Below are 14,194 nucleotides of genomic sequence, written 5' to 3'. Positions count from 1 at the left end.
GACTAATCTGCCCTTCGACTAGTGTGCATCATGTCTACTCCTGTTCTGACTCCCCTCGGCAATGAAATTTTTTGGTGCGAAATGTTTTAGAACCCGCGCTTTGCCAGCAGATTATTCAATCGGTGGAGTCGGCACAGTTTCAAGCCGCCGGAATTTTGATTGAGAAAGTTGACAACCAGGTACGCAGCAATGATCTGTTGCAACTGGGCGGGCGGGATGAGCTATCTCGATCGATGAACCAGTTGATGTTGAGCAAGTTGGCGAGCGTTCAAAATCTTCTCTTTCAAACCTACGGCGTTAAATTTCCCTATGCCGAACCCTGCTCTATTTTGCGATATCGCAAGGGGCACTTTTATAAGCGCCATGTCGATAATATCCTTCTCAGCAGTCGCTTTCAGGAGGTGCAGGAGGGCATCCCGACCCGCGATATCAGCATTGTTGGGTACTTGAATGATGGCTTTGAAGGAGGAGAAACTTTTTTCGATCGCCAAGACGTTACCGTTCAGCCCGAAGCCGGAGCCGTCCTAGCTTTTCCCTCCTATTTCACCCATCCCCACGCCTCGTTGCCCATTCGCCGAGGCAAAAAGTATGCCTTCACAAGCTGGCTATTTCATTGAATTCGGGTATTGCTGAATGAAAATATAACTCTGCTCAGCGTCCCTTCCTTACGAGTTTAGGCGCTGCCGAATTTTCGTACGAAAATTCGGCAGCGCCTAAACTCGTTCTCAAATTAAAGTTGCTCCTTATCTTACTCAGCAGCCAATCCTTCACGAAACAGCCAGTCTTTGAGTAAGCCATCAACCTGCCCTGGCACCTCATCATGAGGGCAATGCCCTGCCTGTAGGTAAAACTCCGTCAAGCTGGGATAGTGCTGCCGATATTGTACGCCTCGCTCCCGCGCGTTTGCCCAAGGGTCGCCTTCACCCCACAGCATTAGTAATGGGCAGGACATTTGCGCCAGCAGCACATCGTTTTTCTCACCCGCAGGCGTTTTGAACATGGCTGCAAATGCTTGAGCCGCACCTGTATCACAAGCCGGACGGTAGAGGTCTTCGACAAGCTGGTCAGTGACAGCGCTAGGATCGAGGTAGACCTTGAGCAGGGTTTTACGAATCAGCGATCGCTGCCTCACATACTGAAAAATAAAAAAGCTAGGCACAGGCGACAGCAGGAAAGCCTTAACCGTATCTCCTAGCGCCTTTTGCAACGGATTTGGCTCTGGAAGTGGCTGAGTAGAGGTAAAAGGACCCGCCGGATTAAGCAGAACTAACCCCACCACCGATTCTGGACGTTGAGCCGCTACACACAAAGTTGCATAGCCGCCAATGGAGTTCCCAGCTAAGACCACAGGCTGACCAATCACCTCGGTAATAAAGTCGTGGAGTTGATCGCGCCACAGATCACCCCCGTAAGGCACAACGGCTTTGGTCGATCGCCCAAACCCTAAAAGATCGATCGCCCAAACTTCAAAATCTTGACTAAGCTCAGCTACATTTTTGCGCCAGTGGTCGGTTGAAGCGCCAAACCCATGAACTAGTAGCAGGGGCGGACGATTAGGGCGGCGCACACCTGCTTTAACGTAATAAATTGAATAGTCTCGCCACTGCCAGTAAGCTCCGCTCGCTGCTGCAACTACTGTCTGCATAATTAAAGAGAAATGTTAAGGATTATTAATAGTCTATCGCAAGGCTTTGAGCATCAGCTTTTAGCGCAGTTCTGGCTCAGTCTCTATAATTCACCGCTTCGGCTGTTGGGCAAATTGATGTCGATCGAAGTAATAATGAACTTGCCTCACGAGATTATCGATGACGATTCAGAAAAAGCTTAGAAAAGCCTCCCGTCTTGACAAACGCCTCTGGTTTGAACGGCTAATGGCGATCGCTGCTCTTACCAATCTCAGCCTCGTCGCCTTCGACCTCAGCTATATTACCTGGCGAGATTTTTATCTACAAAAACTGCCCAGCTTTACTCAGTGGTATGGTGCCAACTTCAAAGGCATTGAACCTTACCGCTCTACTGATCTTTATCTGCAAACAGCCTCCGCCCTGGAAACAGAAATCTCGCAAACAGGAGTGCAATCGCCCCGCGTTCTCAGTTTGCTAGAACAGTTGCGCAATCAAAGCACTGAAATGATTGAGGAAGATCCTTTTCAAACTGCCAATAAATCTGGCACGCTGGAGCGGATTAAGAGACGGATGCGACAATACACCGGACAGGAATCTTCTAAACAAGCGTTTGAAACTTTTTGGAGTCCAGCTTACGTCTCTCAAACAAATTGGAATGCCTCTTCTACTTTCTTCAATCGCCAAATTGCACCCTTAATTCGCACGAACTATTACCGAGGCATTGGCGAGAACGGCGCTCCCATTGACTTATTTTTAAAGATTGATCTAGTGTTTCTAGGGCTGTTTGGCATTGAGCTTTTGGCACGAACTTTTGCTCTGAGTCGTATTGACAAAGTGACTTGGTTCGATGCGCTCCTCTGGCGATGGTATGACTTGCTGTTGCTGCTGCCGTTCTGGCGATCGCTGAGAATTATTCCAGTGCTGGTGCGGTTAAATCAAGCCAAGCTGATCAATCTTAAACCCCTGAGCGATCGCCTTACTAAAGGTTTAGTCACCAGTCTGGCGGTTGAATTAACAGAAGTCGTGATTTTACGCGCCATTGATCAAGTCCAGGCATTGATTCGCCAAGGCGAAATTACTCGCTGGCTGCTGCACTCATCAAGCGGTCAGCGCTATATCGATCTCAATAATATCGACGAGGGGAAAGCGATCGCCCAACACCTAGTAACGCTGCTGGTCTATCAAGTTTTGCCTCAAGTTAAACCTGACCTAGAAGCCTTCATGCACCATACCCTAACCCGCGTTCTCAGTGCTTCTCCAGCTTACTCAGGCTTAGAGCGTCTCCCCGGCATCGGCAACTGGTCAAACCAACTCACTCAACAATTCGTGTCCCAGGTTTCGCAAAATACCTACCAGGCTCTTATCGCTGCCCTCGAAGATCCGGTTGGCATTGACCTGCTTCAGCGAATAGTCGATCGCTTTGGTCATTCTCTTAAAACCCAAGCTCAGCAAGGAGCCTCTGAGGAAATCCAGGCTTTGCTGGTGGAAATGCTAGAAGAATTCAAGATTAACTACGTAAAGCGGCTAACCGAAGCTGATCCTGAAATTTTGAAAGCCGACCTCAAAAAACTGTATGGGATGACGCTTAGAGAATAATGAGAATCAGACATAGAGCAACACGCTTTAGAATTGATGCGCTAAACTAAAGCTCGAGATTGGCGACCAATTTTGATTGGGTTCAAAATTAAGTTGCTGGTCACTGAAGTGGGTCAATGCCCACTTTTTTTAATTTCTTAATATCATTTTTAGCTGAACTTGCTCGGTTGCTCCAGTTATGCCCCATCCCCTCATCCCCCACATTACCGAATTGGCAACCCCTGTTGCTGCTGCCCTTGGGCTAGATGTTGTAGGAGCGGTCTTTCATACCAACCAAAGCCCCCCGGTTTTACGCATTGATGTTCGGAATCAAGAACAAGACACCAGTCTTCGGGATTGTGAACGGATGAGTCAGGCACTCGAAGCAGTGTTAGATGAATCGGAAGTGATTCCCGATGCTTATATCCTGGAAGTTTCTAGTCCTGGTATCTCTCGAACATTAACCACTGATCGAGAATTTACTTCTTTTAAGGGGTTCCCGGTAGAGGTGACGACCCTTGAACCTTACAAAGGACAAAATACCTGGATGGGAAATTTGATCCGACGAGAGGATGACAACGTTCACCTGAGCCAAAAAGGACGGACGATCGCCATTCCTCGGCATCTCATTGAGCGCGTTCAAATCGTAGAGCGCCTGGAATAGCGATCGTCCCAAGTCCAAAAAATTTCAAAAAACTTAATCTATCCCCACCCTGAAGAGGTTTCTCCGATGTCAATGGTCGAGCTACCCAAACTCCAAGAAATGATCGACGAAATTAGCCGCGAGCGCAACCTGCCCAAGCACGCGGTTCAAGCAGCCCTGCGCGAGGCGCTGCTGAAAGGCTACGAACGCTATCGTCGCACCCATCGTGCTGACGCACCCAACTTTGATGAAGAGTATTTTAATAACTTTGAAGTTGAGCTAGACGTCGAAGACGAAGGCTTTCGAGTGTTAGCAACCAAAACTATCGTAGAAACCGTCGATAACTCCGATCACAATATTTCGCTACAAGAAGTGCAAGAAGTCGCTGCCGAAGCCCAACTGGGTGACACTGTTGTTCTTGATGTCACCCCCGATCAGGGAGACTTTGGGCGCATGGCAGCCATTCAAACCAAGCAAGTTCTTGCCCAGAAGCTTCGAGATCAACAGCGCAAACTGGTTCAAGAAGAATTTCAAGAGCTAGAGGGAACTGTCCTCCAAGCTAGAGTTCTACGGTTCGAGCGCCAATCTGTGATCTTGGCAGTGACTAGTGGTTTTGGTCAATCTGAAGTGGAAGCAGAACTGCTCAAGCGCGATCAGCTGCCCAACGACAATTACCGCGCCAATGCTACTTTTAAGGTCTTCCTTAAAAAAGTCCTGGAGGGTTCTCATCGAGGACCTCAGCTTCTTGCCTCTAGAACAGATGCTGGATTAGTCGTGGATCTCTTTGCTACTGAAGTCCCTGAAATTGAGGAAGAAATTGTTCGGATTGTGGCAGTTGCTCGTGAAGCCAATCCTCCCTCCCGCTCAGTAGGGCCTCGCACCAAAATTGCGGTCGATACCGTTGAGCGCGATGTTGACCCGGTAGGAGCCTGCATCGGAGCCAGAGGATCACGGATTCAAGTGGTCGTCAATGAGCTACGGGGCGAAAAAATCGATGTCATTCGCTGGTCACCTGACCCAGCCACCTACATTGCTAATGCCCTGAGTCCTGCCAGGGTAGATGAGGTGCGTTTGGTTAACTCAGAAGAACGTCAAGCCCATGTCCTAGTTCCAGAAGACCAACTGAGTTTGGCGATCGGGAAGGAAGGACAAAACGTTCGTTTAGCAGCTCGGTTAACAGGTTGGAAAATCGATATTAAAGATACTGCTAAGTACGACTATGAAGCCGAGAACCGCAAAATAGAGGCATTTGCCGAAGAACGCTATCCTACACAGTCATCAACTTGGGCAGAAGAAACCGAAGAGAGGTTTGAAGACAGCGAAACCCAAGCGAAACTGGACGCTAGTGGAGCAGATGGGTTTGGAATTGAAGTTAATGAAGCCTTGCAGCGTCCTCAAGATTAGACTAGGGCTAAATTTAGGATTTAGATCACTCAAGATATGCCTATGCTTCCTAACTACCGCCGCTGTATTAGTTGCAGAAAAATCTCTCCTAAGGAAGGCTTTTGGCGAATTGTACGGGTGTTTCCATCTCACATCGTACAATTGGAGGAAGGCATAGGAAGATCTGCGTATCTCTGTCCCCAGGAAAGTTGCCTACAAGTGGCACAGAAAAAGAACCGACTTGGGCGATCGCTTAAAGCAGCTGTTCCAGAGGAACTTTATCAGAGTCTTTGGCAGCGCTTATCAGCTCCCCCAACCCAATGTCATTTAGAAAAAGCCAAGCTAGAGTGAAGGTGTAGATTGTAAGAGTGTAGGCTCAGTAATTTATACAAAAAGTAAAAGAACTGCTTCAAGCGCCTTTTAACGACTAACATTCGTTAATTTTTGCACTAATTACTTGCTCTCATTCCTTGTGGAAAACGATGTAAAGTAGAAGAAATGCCCTTACAAGCATTGGCAGAGCAACAATGATGCATCAAGATTACTCCCTGCAAGGAGTAATCTTGGTGAAGACAGTAACTAAAAGATTAAGCTTGGTAGTCACAGAGATAGTCCTTGTGGCATTCTCTGAGTGGAATGATCTGGTTTTAGCTAGAATTCGGGTTAATGTCTCCAGTGTAGTTTCGTTCAGGAAAAGCAGTAGGTCACTATGTAGCACACATATTCAGGTCGCAGAGGGGATATTGGATGAACAACGGCAAAGTCAGAATATACGAGTTATCGAAGGAATTGAATTTGGACAATCGAGACATCTTGACGGTTTGCGATAAGCTCAGCATCTCAGTTAAAAGCCATAGCAGCACCATTACTGAAGAAGAGGCTGCTCAAATTCGCACTGCGGCTGAGAAATATACTCCCACCCTCTCCCAAAAGCCCACTTCGGCTCCTTCTGCTACTTCTACAGCCAAGCAGTCGCTCAAGCCCCCTGTAAAGAAACAGCAGATTTTAGAAATCCGTCGAAATCGTCCTCTAACCGAGCCGCCCAAGCGCCCAGAAGTCGAGGCCGTAGCTCCAGTTACAACCAATGTAGCCCCCCCCGCTCAGCCTCTGGCAAAACTGAGTGCGCCTGCTCGTCCTCCGGCGCGTCCTGGTGAAATAGCCAATGCTGATGAGGATAGGGTGGTCAATGACACTATCGTCAACGAAGCTTTGGCAGACAATAGTGCAGTTGATGCTGTATCCGACACTGAGATGAACGGATCGACAGTTGAGCCAGAAGCGCCTGAAGGAGAAGTGAATGTTACTGAGCTAGAACAACCCTCTGTGGCAGCAGAGACTGTTCCTCTAAAAAATCCGATGACGGCAGCACCTAGAGAGTTAGTTGTGCCGCCTAGTCGCCCTGTCGCAAAGTCTCCTCATGCAGTGACCACCAGTTCGGCAAACCGTCCGACTCTAAGAAAAGCGAAAGTTGATACATCTGAGCAGACAGCTCCAGAAAATGGTAGAGCTACCGAGATTATTCTCACAACCAAAGATGCACCTCGTCGCCATGAAAGTCCGGCGATCGCTGATGCACCTCAGCTTCGCCCTAAGCCCATTATTGAGCTACGACATAAGCCCTCTCGCCCAGCCGCAGACACAGGCGAAGTAAAAGTAGGTGTCGATGGAACAGCGGCACCCCCTGCACTAGGTGACGATCTTCGCCGTCCTACGCCTCCTCGGCCTCCTAAGAAAAACAAAGGCTGGGAGGAAGAGGAAGACGATGAACAAGAAACGGCGGCTAAGGCAGCTAAGGCAGCTGCAACCAAGACAAAGCGCCGTGTACAGCCTGTTATTGAAGATGAAGATGAATTAGCGGCAGGAGCTTTACTTGATGATGACGATGAGAATGACAATGGTGAGCCCAGTCCCATTCAAATTAGTTTGTCTCTAGCACGCCCAGCCAAGCAAAAAGCGAAACCTGGTTCTAAGCCTGCTGTAGCGACTTTTAGCCCACCTAAGAGTAAGAGGTCTTCTTCTGATAGTGGTAACTCTCGTGGCTTTAAGCGCGATCGCCGTCAAGAAGAAGTTCGTCAGCGTCCTGAGCAAATTACCCTCACAGGAAGTCTCTCAGTGCATGACCTGGCAGAGTTGCTAGGCGTTCCTGAGACTGAACTGATTAAGGTTCTCTTCATCAAAGGCATTGCTGCTAACATCAATCAAATTCTTGACATTCCTACTGCCGCCATGGTGGCTCAAGAGTTTGAGATTGAAGTTGAGACAGGTCTAGTCGAGGCTGAAGCGAAGAAAGTTACCGAGATGATTGAGGCATCTGACCTGGATCACCTCATCCGTCGTCCGCCTGTGGTCACCATCATGGGACACGTTGACCATGGTAAGACGACCTTGCTTGACTCTATTCGTAAAACCAAGGTGGCACAAGGTGAAGCAGGCGGTATTACCCAGCATATTGGGGCGTATCACGTTGACGTAGAGCATGGTGATCAAGTTCAGCAAGTTGTGTTCTTAGATACTCCTGGACACGAAGCGTTTACAGCAATGCGGGCAAGAGGAGCCAGGGTTACTGATGTCGCGATCTTGGTGGTTGCGGCTGACGATGGAGTGCGTCCCCAAACCGTTGAGGCGATTAGTCATGCTAAAGCGGCAGGTGTGCCTATCATTGTTGCTATCAACAAGATTGATAAAGAAGGGGCACAGCCCGATCGCGTTAAGCAAGAGTTAACCGAGTACGGACTAGTGGCTGAAGAATGGGGGGGTGACACTGTTATGGTGCCCGTTAGCGCCATTAAGGGCGAAAATCTAGAAACCCTCTTAGAAATGATTCTGCTGGTATCGGAAGTAGAAGACCTCTACGCTAACCCCGATCGCCCTGCTAAAGGAACAGTCATTGAGGCCAACCTTGATAAAGCGAGAGGTCCTGTTGCTAGTCTGATTATCCAAAACGGAACGCTTAAGGTAGGCGACATCCTAGTAGCGGGTTCGGTGTTTGGTAAGGTACGGGCGATGATTGACGATCGCGGCAAGCGTGTTACCGTTGCTGGTCCATCTTATGCAGTTGAAGTTCTAGGTCTGAGTGATGTACCTGCTGCTGGAGATGAGTTTGAAGTCTATCGAGACGAGAGAGAGGCTCGCTCTTTGGCTTCCGATCGCACTGATCAGCAAAGACTGTCCCGCCTCCAGCAGGCAATGGCATCGCGTCGTGTCAGTCTAACTACTATCTCGGCTCAAGCTCAAGAGGGTGAGTTAAAAGAACTTAACTTGATCTTGAAGGCAGATGTCCAAGGTTCTGTAGAAGCAATTCTAGGAGCGCTGCAACAGTTACCTCAGAAGGAAGTTCAGGTTCGAGTGCTATTAGCAGCACCCGGCGAAATAACTGAGACAGATGTAGACTTGGCGGCAGCTAGTTCTGCGGTGATTGTGGGCTTCAACACCACTTTGGCAAGTGGGGCGCGCCAAGCAGCCGATAAAGCTGGTATTGATGTCCGCGACTACAACATCATCTATAAGCTCTTGGAAGATATCCAGGGTGCAATGGAAGGTCTGCTTGATCCTGAGATGGTGGAAGAGCCGTTGGGTCAGGTGGAAGTTCGGGCTGTCTTCCCAGTAGGACGAGGTGCAGTTGCTGGATGTTATGTCTTGTCTGGCAAAATAGTTCGGAACACTCGTGTTCGGGTTCGTCGAGGTAACGAGATTGTGCATGAAGGCAATCTTGATTCACTCAAGCGGATGAAGGAAGATACGAAGGAAGTCAACGCTGGCTATGAGTGTGGTATTGGCTTAGATAACTTCAAGGACTGGGCGGAGAAAGACATTATTGAAGTCTTCCGCTTGGTTAGCAAGCGCCGAACCTTGTCTGCAGCATAGACTCTATAGACGCTGTCATAATAAACCCTATAGATTCTTAAAGAGTCTATGGGGTTTTATTATGACTTAATTAGAAATCATAGCCACTTCTTCACCGTAGACTCATTGCTCTGATAGTCGCTAGAGCATCGCATTACATTTTAAAGAGAGCGTACATCAAGCAAATGGCTCAAAGCAAAGATAGCTGGGAGTTTCCTTGCTCTTCGTCCAACATTCGCTCTACATCTCCTCGCTGATACATGAGTGTGCCACTACGACCGGCTTGCCGAGAAGGAATCACAGCTAGCAATACTTTTGCTTTAGGCTGCGAACAGTTTAGTAACCTGGCAGCCTCCTTTAGCGGCAACCACTGACGAGCAAAGCGATCGAGCAAATCTTTGTCAGGTTCATTAAGCATTTCAGTTAATAGCTGTTTTGCCAAAAGCCAACAAGCTAAGGTATCTGCCTTAGCTCTATGGGATTTGCCGACTTGGAAACCGAAGTGTCGAACAAGATTTGGCAGACTGCGGGAAGATAAATCAGGCAGCATCAAGCGAGAGAGTTGAACAGTGCAGAGATGTTGTTCTGTAGGACGCTCAAAAACTATCCCTAATCGCTGGTACTCTGCCTGCAAAAAGGGATAGTCGAACTCTATATTGTGGGCTGTAAGGATACCAGAATTGAGAAGAGGAAGATAATAGGGGAAAACCTCAGGGGCGATCGCCCCATCTCTTTCCACCATCTCCTGAGAAATGCCTGTAATGTGAGTAATCTTACTAGGAACGCAAGTCTGAGGATTAATCAAACTTGTTTCATGCAAACGAATACCGCCCTCCAAAGTAGCTTGGAGAACGGAAACTTCAATGACGCGACTATTAGACGGATATAAGCCCGTTGTCTCCAAATCTACTACCGTCAGAAGCTGTTGACTAATCTGACGGTAGTAATCCAAGAGATTAATGGACAGCACCGGATGCCTTATCACGCTTGACGGGTTTACCTTTAGGAACAGAAGATCCGCCCGACGAGCGAGACGAACTGTTGCCATAACGCCGAGGCTTACGTTCTTCTTCGTACACAGGGTCGTCAGTAGGCTGATCCGACTTCATCCAGCTTGGGCGGATGTAGTCATACGCCATTTGCAGCGCAGCAGCAGCGATCATATGGGGATCAAATTCCTCGCTAAGCTGAGACACGATCGGAAGGAAGGAAGCCATGCGTTCACCTGCAAGCGCTTCCCCAACCTGGCTCTTAAGCTTTTGCAAATGACGTGCTTCAATTTCTGCGCGCGTAGGAATAGTGCCAATCGTCAAGCTCTGACGGACATGGCGTTCAATATCTCTCAGCTTACGCTTGTCGAGCGGATGAACGATCGAAATTGCAGTTCCTTCTTTACCAGCCCGTCCAGTTCGTCCAATCCGGTGAACGTAACTTTCTACACTATCAGGCAGGTCATAGTTAATCACGTGCGTCAGATCATCGACGTGGAGACCTCGGGCAGCAATGTCTGTTGCGACAACCCACCGCACCTGACGCTGACGGAAGCGAAGCAGTAGACGTTCGCGCTGAGACTGGCTCAGGTCGCCGTGGTATTCGTCTACGCTGTGTCCAGCAGACTGAAGTTGGCGAGTTAAATCAGCCGCTGCTTTCCGAGTCCGCACAAAGATCAGCGCCGATTCGGGATCCTCCATTTCTAAAATGGGCTGGAGCGATCGCGCTTTAGTCCAGCCGCGAGGAACAATGTATGCTACCTGGTTAATGCGCGAGGGAGCAGTCTTAGCTTGCTCAACATTGACAATGACGGGCGATCGTAGGAATTTAGCAGTTAGTTCTCGAATTGAGGGCTCCATCGTTGCCGAGAAAAATGCCGTTTGGCGCTCTGCGGGAGCCTGTGCCAAGATGCGCTCAACATCTTGAATAAAGCCCATATTCAGCATCTCGTCTGCTTCATCAAGTACCAGAAAGCTCACGTTATTGAGCTTTAGGTCGCCTCGCTTAAGCAAGTCTAAAACCCGTCCAGGCGTGCCAACCACAACCTGGACACCTCGGTGAAGGCGACGCATTTGAATATCAATAGACTGTCCACCATAGATCGGCAGAACTTGTAATCGCTTGTCATCACTAAAAGAGCGAATCGCTTGGAAAACCTGAACCGCTAACTCGCGAGTGGGAGTCAAGACTAAGGCTTGAACCACATTGCTATTAAGGTCAATGCGTTCCAGCATCGGCAGCGCAAAAGCAGCCGTCTTACCGGTGCCCGTTTGTGCCAGACCAACCATGTCGCGTCCAGCTAGTAAATGGGGAATGGCTTGGGCTTGGATTGCCGTTGGCGTTTCAAAACCTGATTTCTCAAGGTGTTGCACGCGCTCTTCGGACAAACCTAAGCTATTGAATGAAAGGGTCATTAAAGCTCCTTAAGGTGTGTGAACAGAGACACGGCTGAGCGCACCTCTGAGTTGAGTAGATAGATCAGCAATATGACCATAGAGGTCATAAATATCTGCATCTGTGATGGCGACAGGGACAATCGTCCCTAACCGCGCTTCGCCCTGGACATAAACTAGTCCATCGACTTCCGGGGCAAACCGAATCGATCGACCAACGAGTTCACCTGTCTCTGGGTTTTCTTGTTCAATCAGCACATCAATCACTTTGCCAATTTCTGCCCGGTTCCTTTTCAAGGAAATCGGTTGTTGTAAGGTCATGATTGCGTCTCGCCGCTCGTCCATTACTTCTTGAGAGATGGGGTTAGGGAGCAAATAGGCGGCAGTTCCTTCTTCAGGAGAGAAGGTGAACACGCCGACGTGATCAAACTCGTGGCGTTCAACGAACTGAAGCAGATGTTCAAAATGCTCTTCAGTTTCGCCAGGGAACCCAACTATTAACGTGGTTCTCAGCACCGCGTTGGGTAGGGCAGCTTTGATGCGCTCGATAATGCCATCGTTAACTCGCCCTTGCCAGGGTCGGTTCATGGCGCGCAATATCTCAGGGTGAGAATGTTGGAGAGGCAAGTCCAGATAAGGGATTACATTAGGAGTTTCCTGAATTGCCTCAATGACTTTGGGAGTTAACCCGGTTGGATAGGCATAGTGCATCCGAATCCAGGGAACCTCGACTTTGCCAAGCGCCCGTAGAAGCTCGGCTAATTTTGGTTCGCCGTACAGATCTAATCCGTAGTTGGTGGTGATCTGAGAAATTAAGATGATTTCCTGGACGCCTTCTGCTGCAAGCTGTTGAGCTTCGGCAACAATAGATTCAATGGAGCGCGATCGCTGATCCCCTCTCAGGTGAGGGATGATGCAAAAGGCACAGCGATAATCACAGCCCTCTGCGACACGCAAATAGGCAACCCCTTCAGTGGTGGTGCGGTAGCGAGGAACAGTTTCATCAGCAATGTAAGTAGGCTCTGCGGAAATCTCTTTAACCCGTTCGCCAGCTTCAGCACGTTGGATCACATCAACGATTTTTTGGTAATCCCCAGTGCCAACCACTGCAACAGCTTCGGGCAGTTCATCTAGCAGTTCTTGCTGAAAGTGCTGAGCCATGCAGCCCGTAATCACGATTTTTTTATTAGCTTCAGCGAGTTCCACCAACGTCTGAACGGATTCTTCACGAGCCGCCTGGATGAAGCTACAGGTGTTAACAATGACATAGTCTGCCAGTTCCTCATTGGAGTCAACCGAGTAACCTGCTTGAACCAGAAGCCCCAACATGTGTTCTGTGTCGATTCGATTTTTCTCGCACCCGAGGTGCGAAACGGCAATAGTTGGCTTGTCGCCCATAAGTAATAGGTAATTGAACGTGGATGGTGAAAGGTTAATCAGGTCATTCGCAGCGCGCTGCTTTGCAGATACCACAAGGGTCGCCCATGCAGGGTATGAATCCTGCCGTCATAGACCTCTCACACTATAAAATCCACCAGAAATGGCTCTTTGAGAAGGTCTGGGTTTTGTAGCCCAAGCATTAACTAATAGTTTTTATCAAGTTGCGATCGCTTTGCGATGCTGCATACAATGATATCGCAAAAAATGAAATATTACGATGTGTTACGGTTTTTTTCAAGGGTAACTTTTATCTACTTTGAATTAGCGCTGTTGGGGAATGCGAGGTCGTCTCTCACTATAGCTCAATTAGTTCTAACTAGGGTTGCGACGAATTTGACTAGGACACGACAAATTCACGACAAATTAGAGTTGCTGCAAAAACAGTCCCCTGAAAAGTTATTATGAGAGACGTTCTTTGATGAGTCCCAATACTGGAAGCTCGTGGACTTAAACCAGATTTTCAAAACCCTGAATCCTGTTATTGGTGTGGTTCACCTGTTGCCGTTGCCAACGTCTCCACGCTGGGGCGGTGACCTGAAGGTTGTGATTGACCGAGCAGAGCAGGAAGCGACTGCGCTGGCTGCGGGCGGTGTGCATGGCATTATCGTTGAAAACTTTTTTGATGCACCCTTTCCTAAAAATGCGGTTGATCCCGTGGTGGTTAGCGCTATGACGCTGGTGGTTCATCAGTTGAAACAAATGGTGACGCTACCGATCGGCATCAATGTTTTGCGGAATGATGCTAGGAGCGCCTTGGCGATCGCATCTTGTGTTAACGCTCAGTTCATTCGTGTCAATGTTTTGACTGGGGTCATGGCGACAGACCAAGGGTTGATTGAGGGGCAGGCTCATGAGTTACTCCGCTACCGCCGAGAACTGGGTAGCGATATCAAAATTTTGGCAGATGTATTGGTAAAACATGCCCGACCGTTAAGTTCTCCTAACCTAACCACTGCGGTTCAAGAGACTATTCAACGGGGTTTAGCAGATGGCATCATTTTGTCAGGATGGGCGACAGGCAGTCCGCCAAATTTGGAAGATTTAGAGTTAGCAAGTGCCGCCGCTAGAGGAACTCCAGTATTTATTGGGAGTGGCGCGAGTTGGGAAAATATTCCTCAACTGATTCAAGCAGCCGATGGCGTGATTGTGTCAAGTTCATTGAAGCGGCGGGGGCAGATTGAGCAGCCGATTGACCCTAACCGGGTGAGCCAGTTTGTTGAAACCCTACAGCGCAGCTTAGAGCCACAGGAGCTACAAGAGAACTCGAAGCTAATTCAATCGACTGTTACTTCTTAAAGCTC

At 48.7% G+C, this 14,194-nt stretch carries 11 protein-coding genes and 1 pseudogene; 8 read left to right on the top strand and 4 right to left on the bottom strand.

Annotated elements, in window-relative coordinates; all coding sequences use genetic code 11:
- The first annotated feature begins 30 nt into the window (after window positions 1–30).
- Window positions 31–617, top strand: a pseudogene (locus tag KME11_19750) (2OG-Fe(II) oxygenase).
- A 131-nt stretch (window positions 618–748) separates the two neighbouring features.
- Here the strand turns inward: KME11_19750 and KME11_19745 are convergent.
- Window positions 749–1,645, bottom strand: a complete 897-nt coding sequence (locus KME11_19745; protein ID MBW4517445.1) for an alpha/beta fold hydrolase — start codon at window positions 1,643–1,645, stop codon at window positions 749–751.
- A 12-nt stretch (window positions 1,646–1,657) separates the two neighbouring features.
- Between KME11_19745 and KME11_19740 the strand changes: the two genes are divergently transcribed.
- The 6 genes from KME11_19740 (at window position 1,658) to infB (ending at window position 9,090) form a co-directional block, all read left to right on the top strand.
- Window positions 1,658–1,828, top strand: a complete 171-nt coding sequence (locus tag KME11_19740; protein ID MBW4517444.1) for a hypothetical protein — start codon at window positions 1,658–1,660, stop codon at window positions 1,826–1,828.
- Window positions 1,806–3,221 carry a hypothetical protein gene (locus KME11_19735; protein MBW4517443.1) on the top strand — a complete coding sequence of 472 codons (1,416 nt, stop codon included), beginning with the start codon at window positions 1,806–1,808 and terminating at the stop codon, window positions 3,219–3,221. Before KME11_19740 ends, KME11_19735 begins: the two co-directional genes overlap by 23 nt.
- A gap of 178 nt (window positions 3,222–3,399) precedes the next feature.
- A complete protein-coding gene (gene rimP / locus KME11_19730; protein MBW4517442.1) occupies window positions 3,400–3,864 on the top strand; it encodes a ribosome maturation factor RimP in 465 nt (154 codons plus the stop codon).
- A 66-nt stretch (window positions 3,865–3,930) separates the two neighbouring features.
- Window positions 3,931–5,247 (top strand): transcription termination factor NusA, encoded by a 1,317-nt coding sequence (gene nusA / locus KME11_19725; protein MBW4517441.1) that lies wholly within the window; start codon window positions 3,931–3,933, stop codon window positions 5,245–5,247.
- A 42-nt stretch (window positions 5,248–5,289) separates the two neighbouring features.
- Window positions 5,290–5,577 (top strand): YlxR family protein, encoded by a 288-nt coding sequence (locus KME11_19720; GenBank protein ID MBW4517440.1) that lies wholly within the window; start codon window positions 5,290–5,292, stop codon window positions 5,575–5,577.
- Between the two features lie 396 nt (window positions 5,578–5,973).
- Window positions 5,974–9,090, top strand: coding sequence for a translation initiation factor IF-2 (infB, locus tag KME11_19715; GenBank protein ID MBW4517439.1), 3,117 nt, complete (start codon window positions 5,974–5,976; stop codon window positions 9,088–9,090).
- Window positions 9,091–9,259: 169 nt separating this feature from the next.
- On the opposite strand, the gene KME11_19710 is transcribed toward infB, so the two are convergent.
- From KME11_19710 to rimO, 3 genes are read right to left on the bottom strand one after another with little or no spacing between them, the layout of a single operon-like run.
- The gene (locus tag KME11_19710; GenBank protein MBW4517438.1) at window positions 9,260–10,117 is read right to left on the bottom strand and encodes a 3'-5' exonuclease; all 858 of its coding nucleotides are present in this window, start codon (window positions 10,115–10,117) and stop codon (window positions 9,260–9,262) included.
- Window positions 10,026–11,474 (bottom strand): DEAD/DEAH box helicase, encoded by a 1,449-nt coding sequence (locus KME11_19705; protein MBW4517437.1) that lies wholly within the window; start codon window positions 11,472–11,474, stop codon window positions 10,026–10,028. The genes KME11_19710 and KME11_19705 overlap by 92 nt, the downstream gene beginning before the upstream one ends.
- Before the next feature lie 9 nt (window positions 11,475–11,483).
- Entirely contained in the window at window positions 11,484–12,851 is a 1,368-nt protein-coding gene (gene rimO / locus KME11_19700) for a 30S ribosomal protein S12 methylthiotransferase RimO (GenBank protein ID MBW4517436.1), read from the bottom strand.
- A 483-nt stretch (window positions 12,852–13,334) separates the two neighbouring features.
- On the opposite strand from rimO, the gene KME11_19695 reads away from it, so the two are divergent.
- Window positions 13,335–14,189: a BtpA/SgcQ family protein gene (locus KME11_19695; GenBank protein MBW4517435.1), complete on the top strand. Its 855-nt coding sequence runs from the start codon at window positions 13,335–13,337 to the stop codon at window positions 14,187–14,189.
- Window positions 14,190–14,194: the final 5 nt, after the last annotated feature.

This window comes from Timaviella obliquedivisa GSE-PSE-MK23-08B (assembly GCA_019358855.1).
Taxonomy (GTDB): domain Bacteria; phylum Cyanobacteriota; class Cyanobacteriia; order Elainellales; family Elainellaceae; genus Timaviella; species Timaviella obliquedivisa.
The sequence above is the reverse complement of the archived record's forward strand: the minus strand, read 5'-3'. Positions and strand labels throughout refer to the sequence as shown.

Excerpts from the sequence above, each read along its gene's own strand:
- KME11_19745 (MBW4517445.1), bottom strand. The coding sequence starts at position 1,645 with ATGCAGACAGTAGTTGCAGCAGCGAGCGGAGCTTACTGGCAGTGGCGA.
- infB (MBW4517439.1), top strand. The coding sequence starts at position 5,974 with ATGAACAACGGCAAAGTCAGAATATACGAGTTATCGAAGGAATTGAAT.
- rimP (MBW4517442.1), top strand. The coding sequence starts at position 3,400 with ATGCCCCATCCCCTCATCCCCCACATTACCGAATTGGCAACCCCTGTT.
- nusA (MBW4517441.1), top strand. The coding sequence starts at position 3,931 with ATGTCAATGGTCGAGCTACCCAAACTCCAAGAAATGATCGACGAAATT.
- KME11_19740 (MBW4517444.1), top strand. The coding sequence starts at position 1,658 with ATGTTAAGGATTATTAATAGTCTATCGCAAGGCTTTGAGCATCAGCTT.
- KME11_19720 (MBW4517440.1), top strand. The coding sequence starts at position 5,290 with ATGCTTCCTAACTACCGCCGCTGTATTAGTTGCAGAAAAATCTCTCCT.
- KME11_19705 (MBW4517437.1), bottom strand. The coding sequence starts at position 11,474 with ATGACCCTTTCATTCAATAGCTTAGGTTTGTCCGAAGAGCGCGTGCAA.
- KME11_19710 (MBW4517438.1), bottom strand. The coding sequence starts at position 10,117 with ATGGCAACAGTTCGTCTCGCTCGTCGGGCGGATCTTCTGTTCCTAAAG.
- rimO (MBW4517436.1), bottom strand. The coding sequence starts at position 12,851 with ATGGGCGACAAGCCAACTATTGCCGTTTCGCACCTCGGGTGCGAGAAA.
- KME11_19735 (MBW4517443.1), top strand. The coding sequence starts at position 1,806 with ATGACGATTCAGAAAAAGCTTAGAAAAGCCTCCCGTCTTGACAAACGC.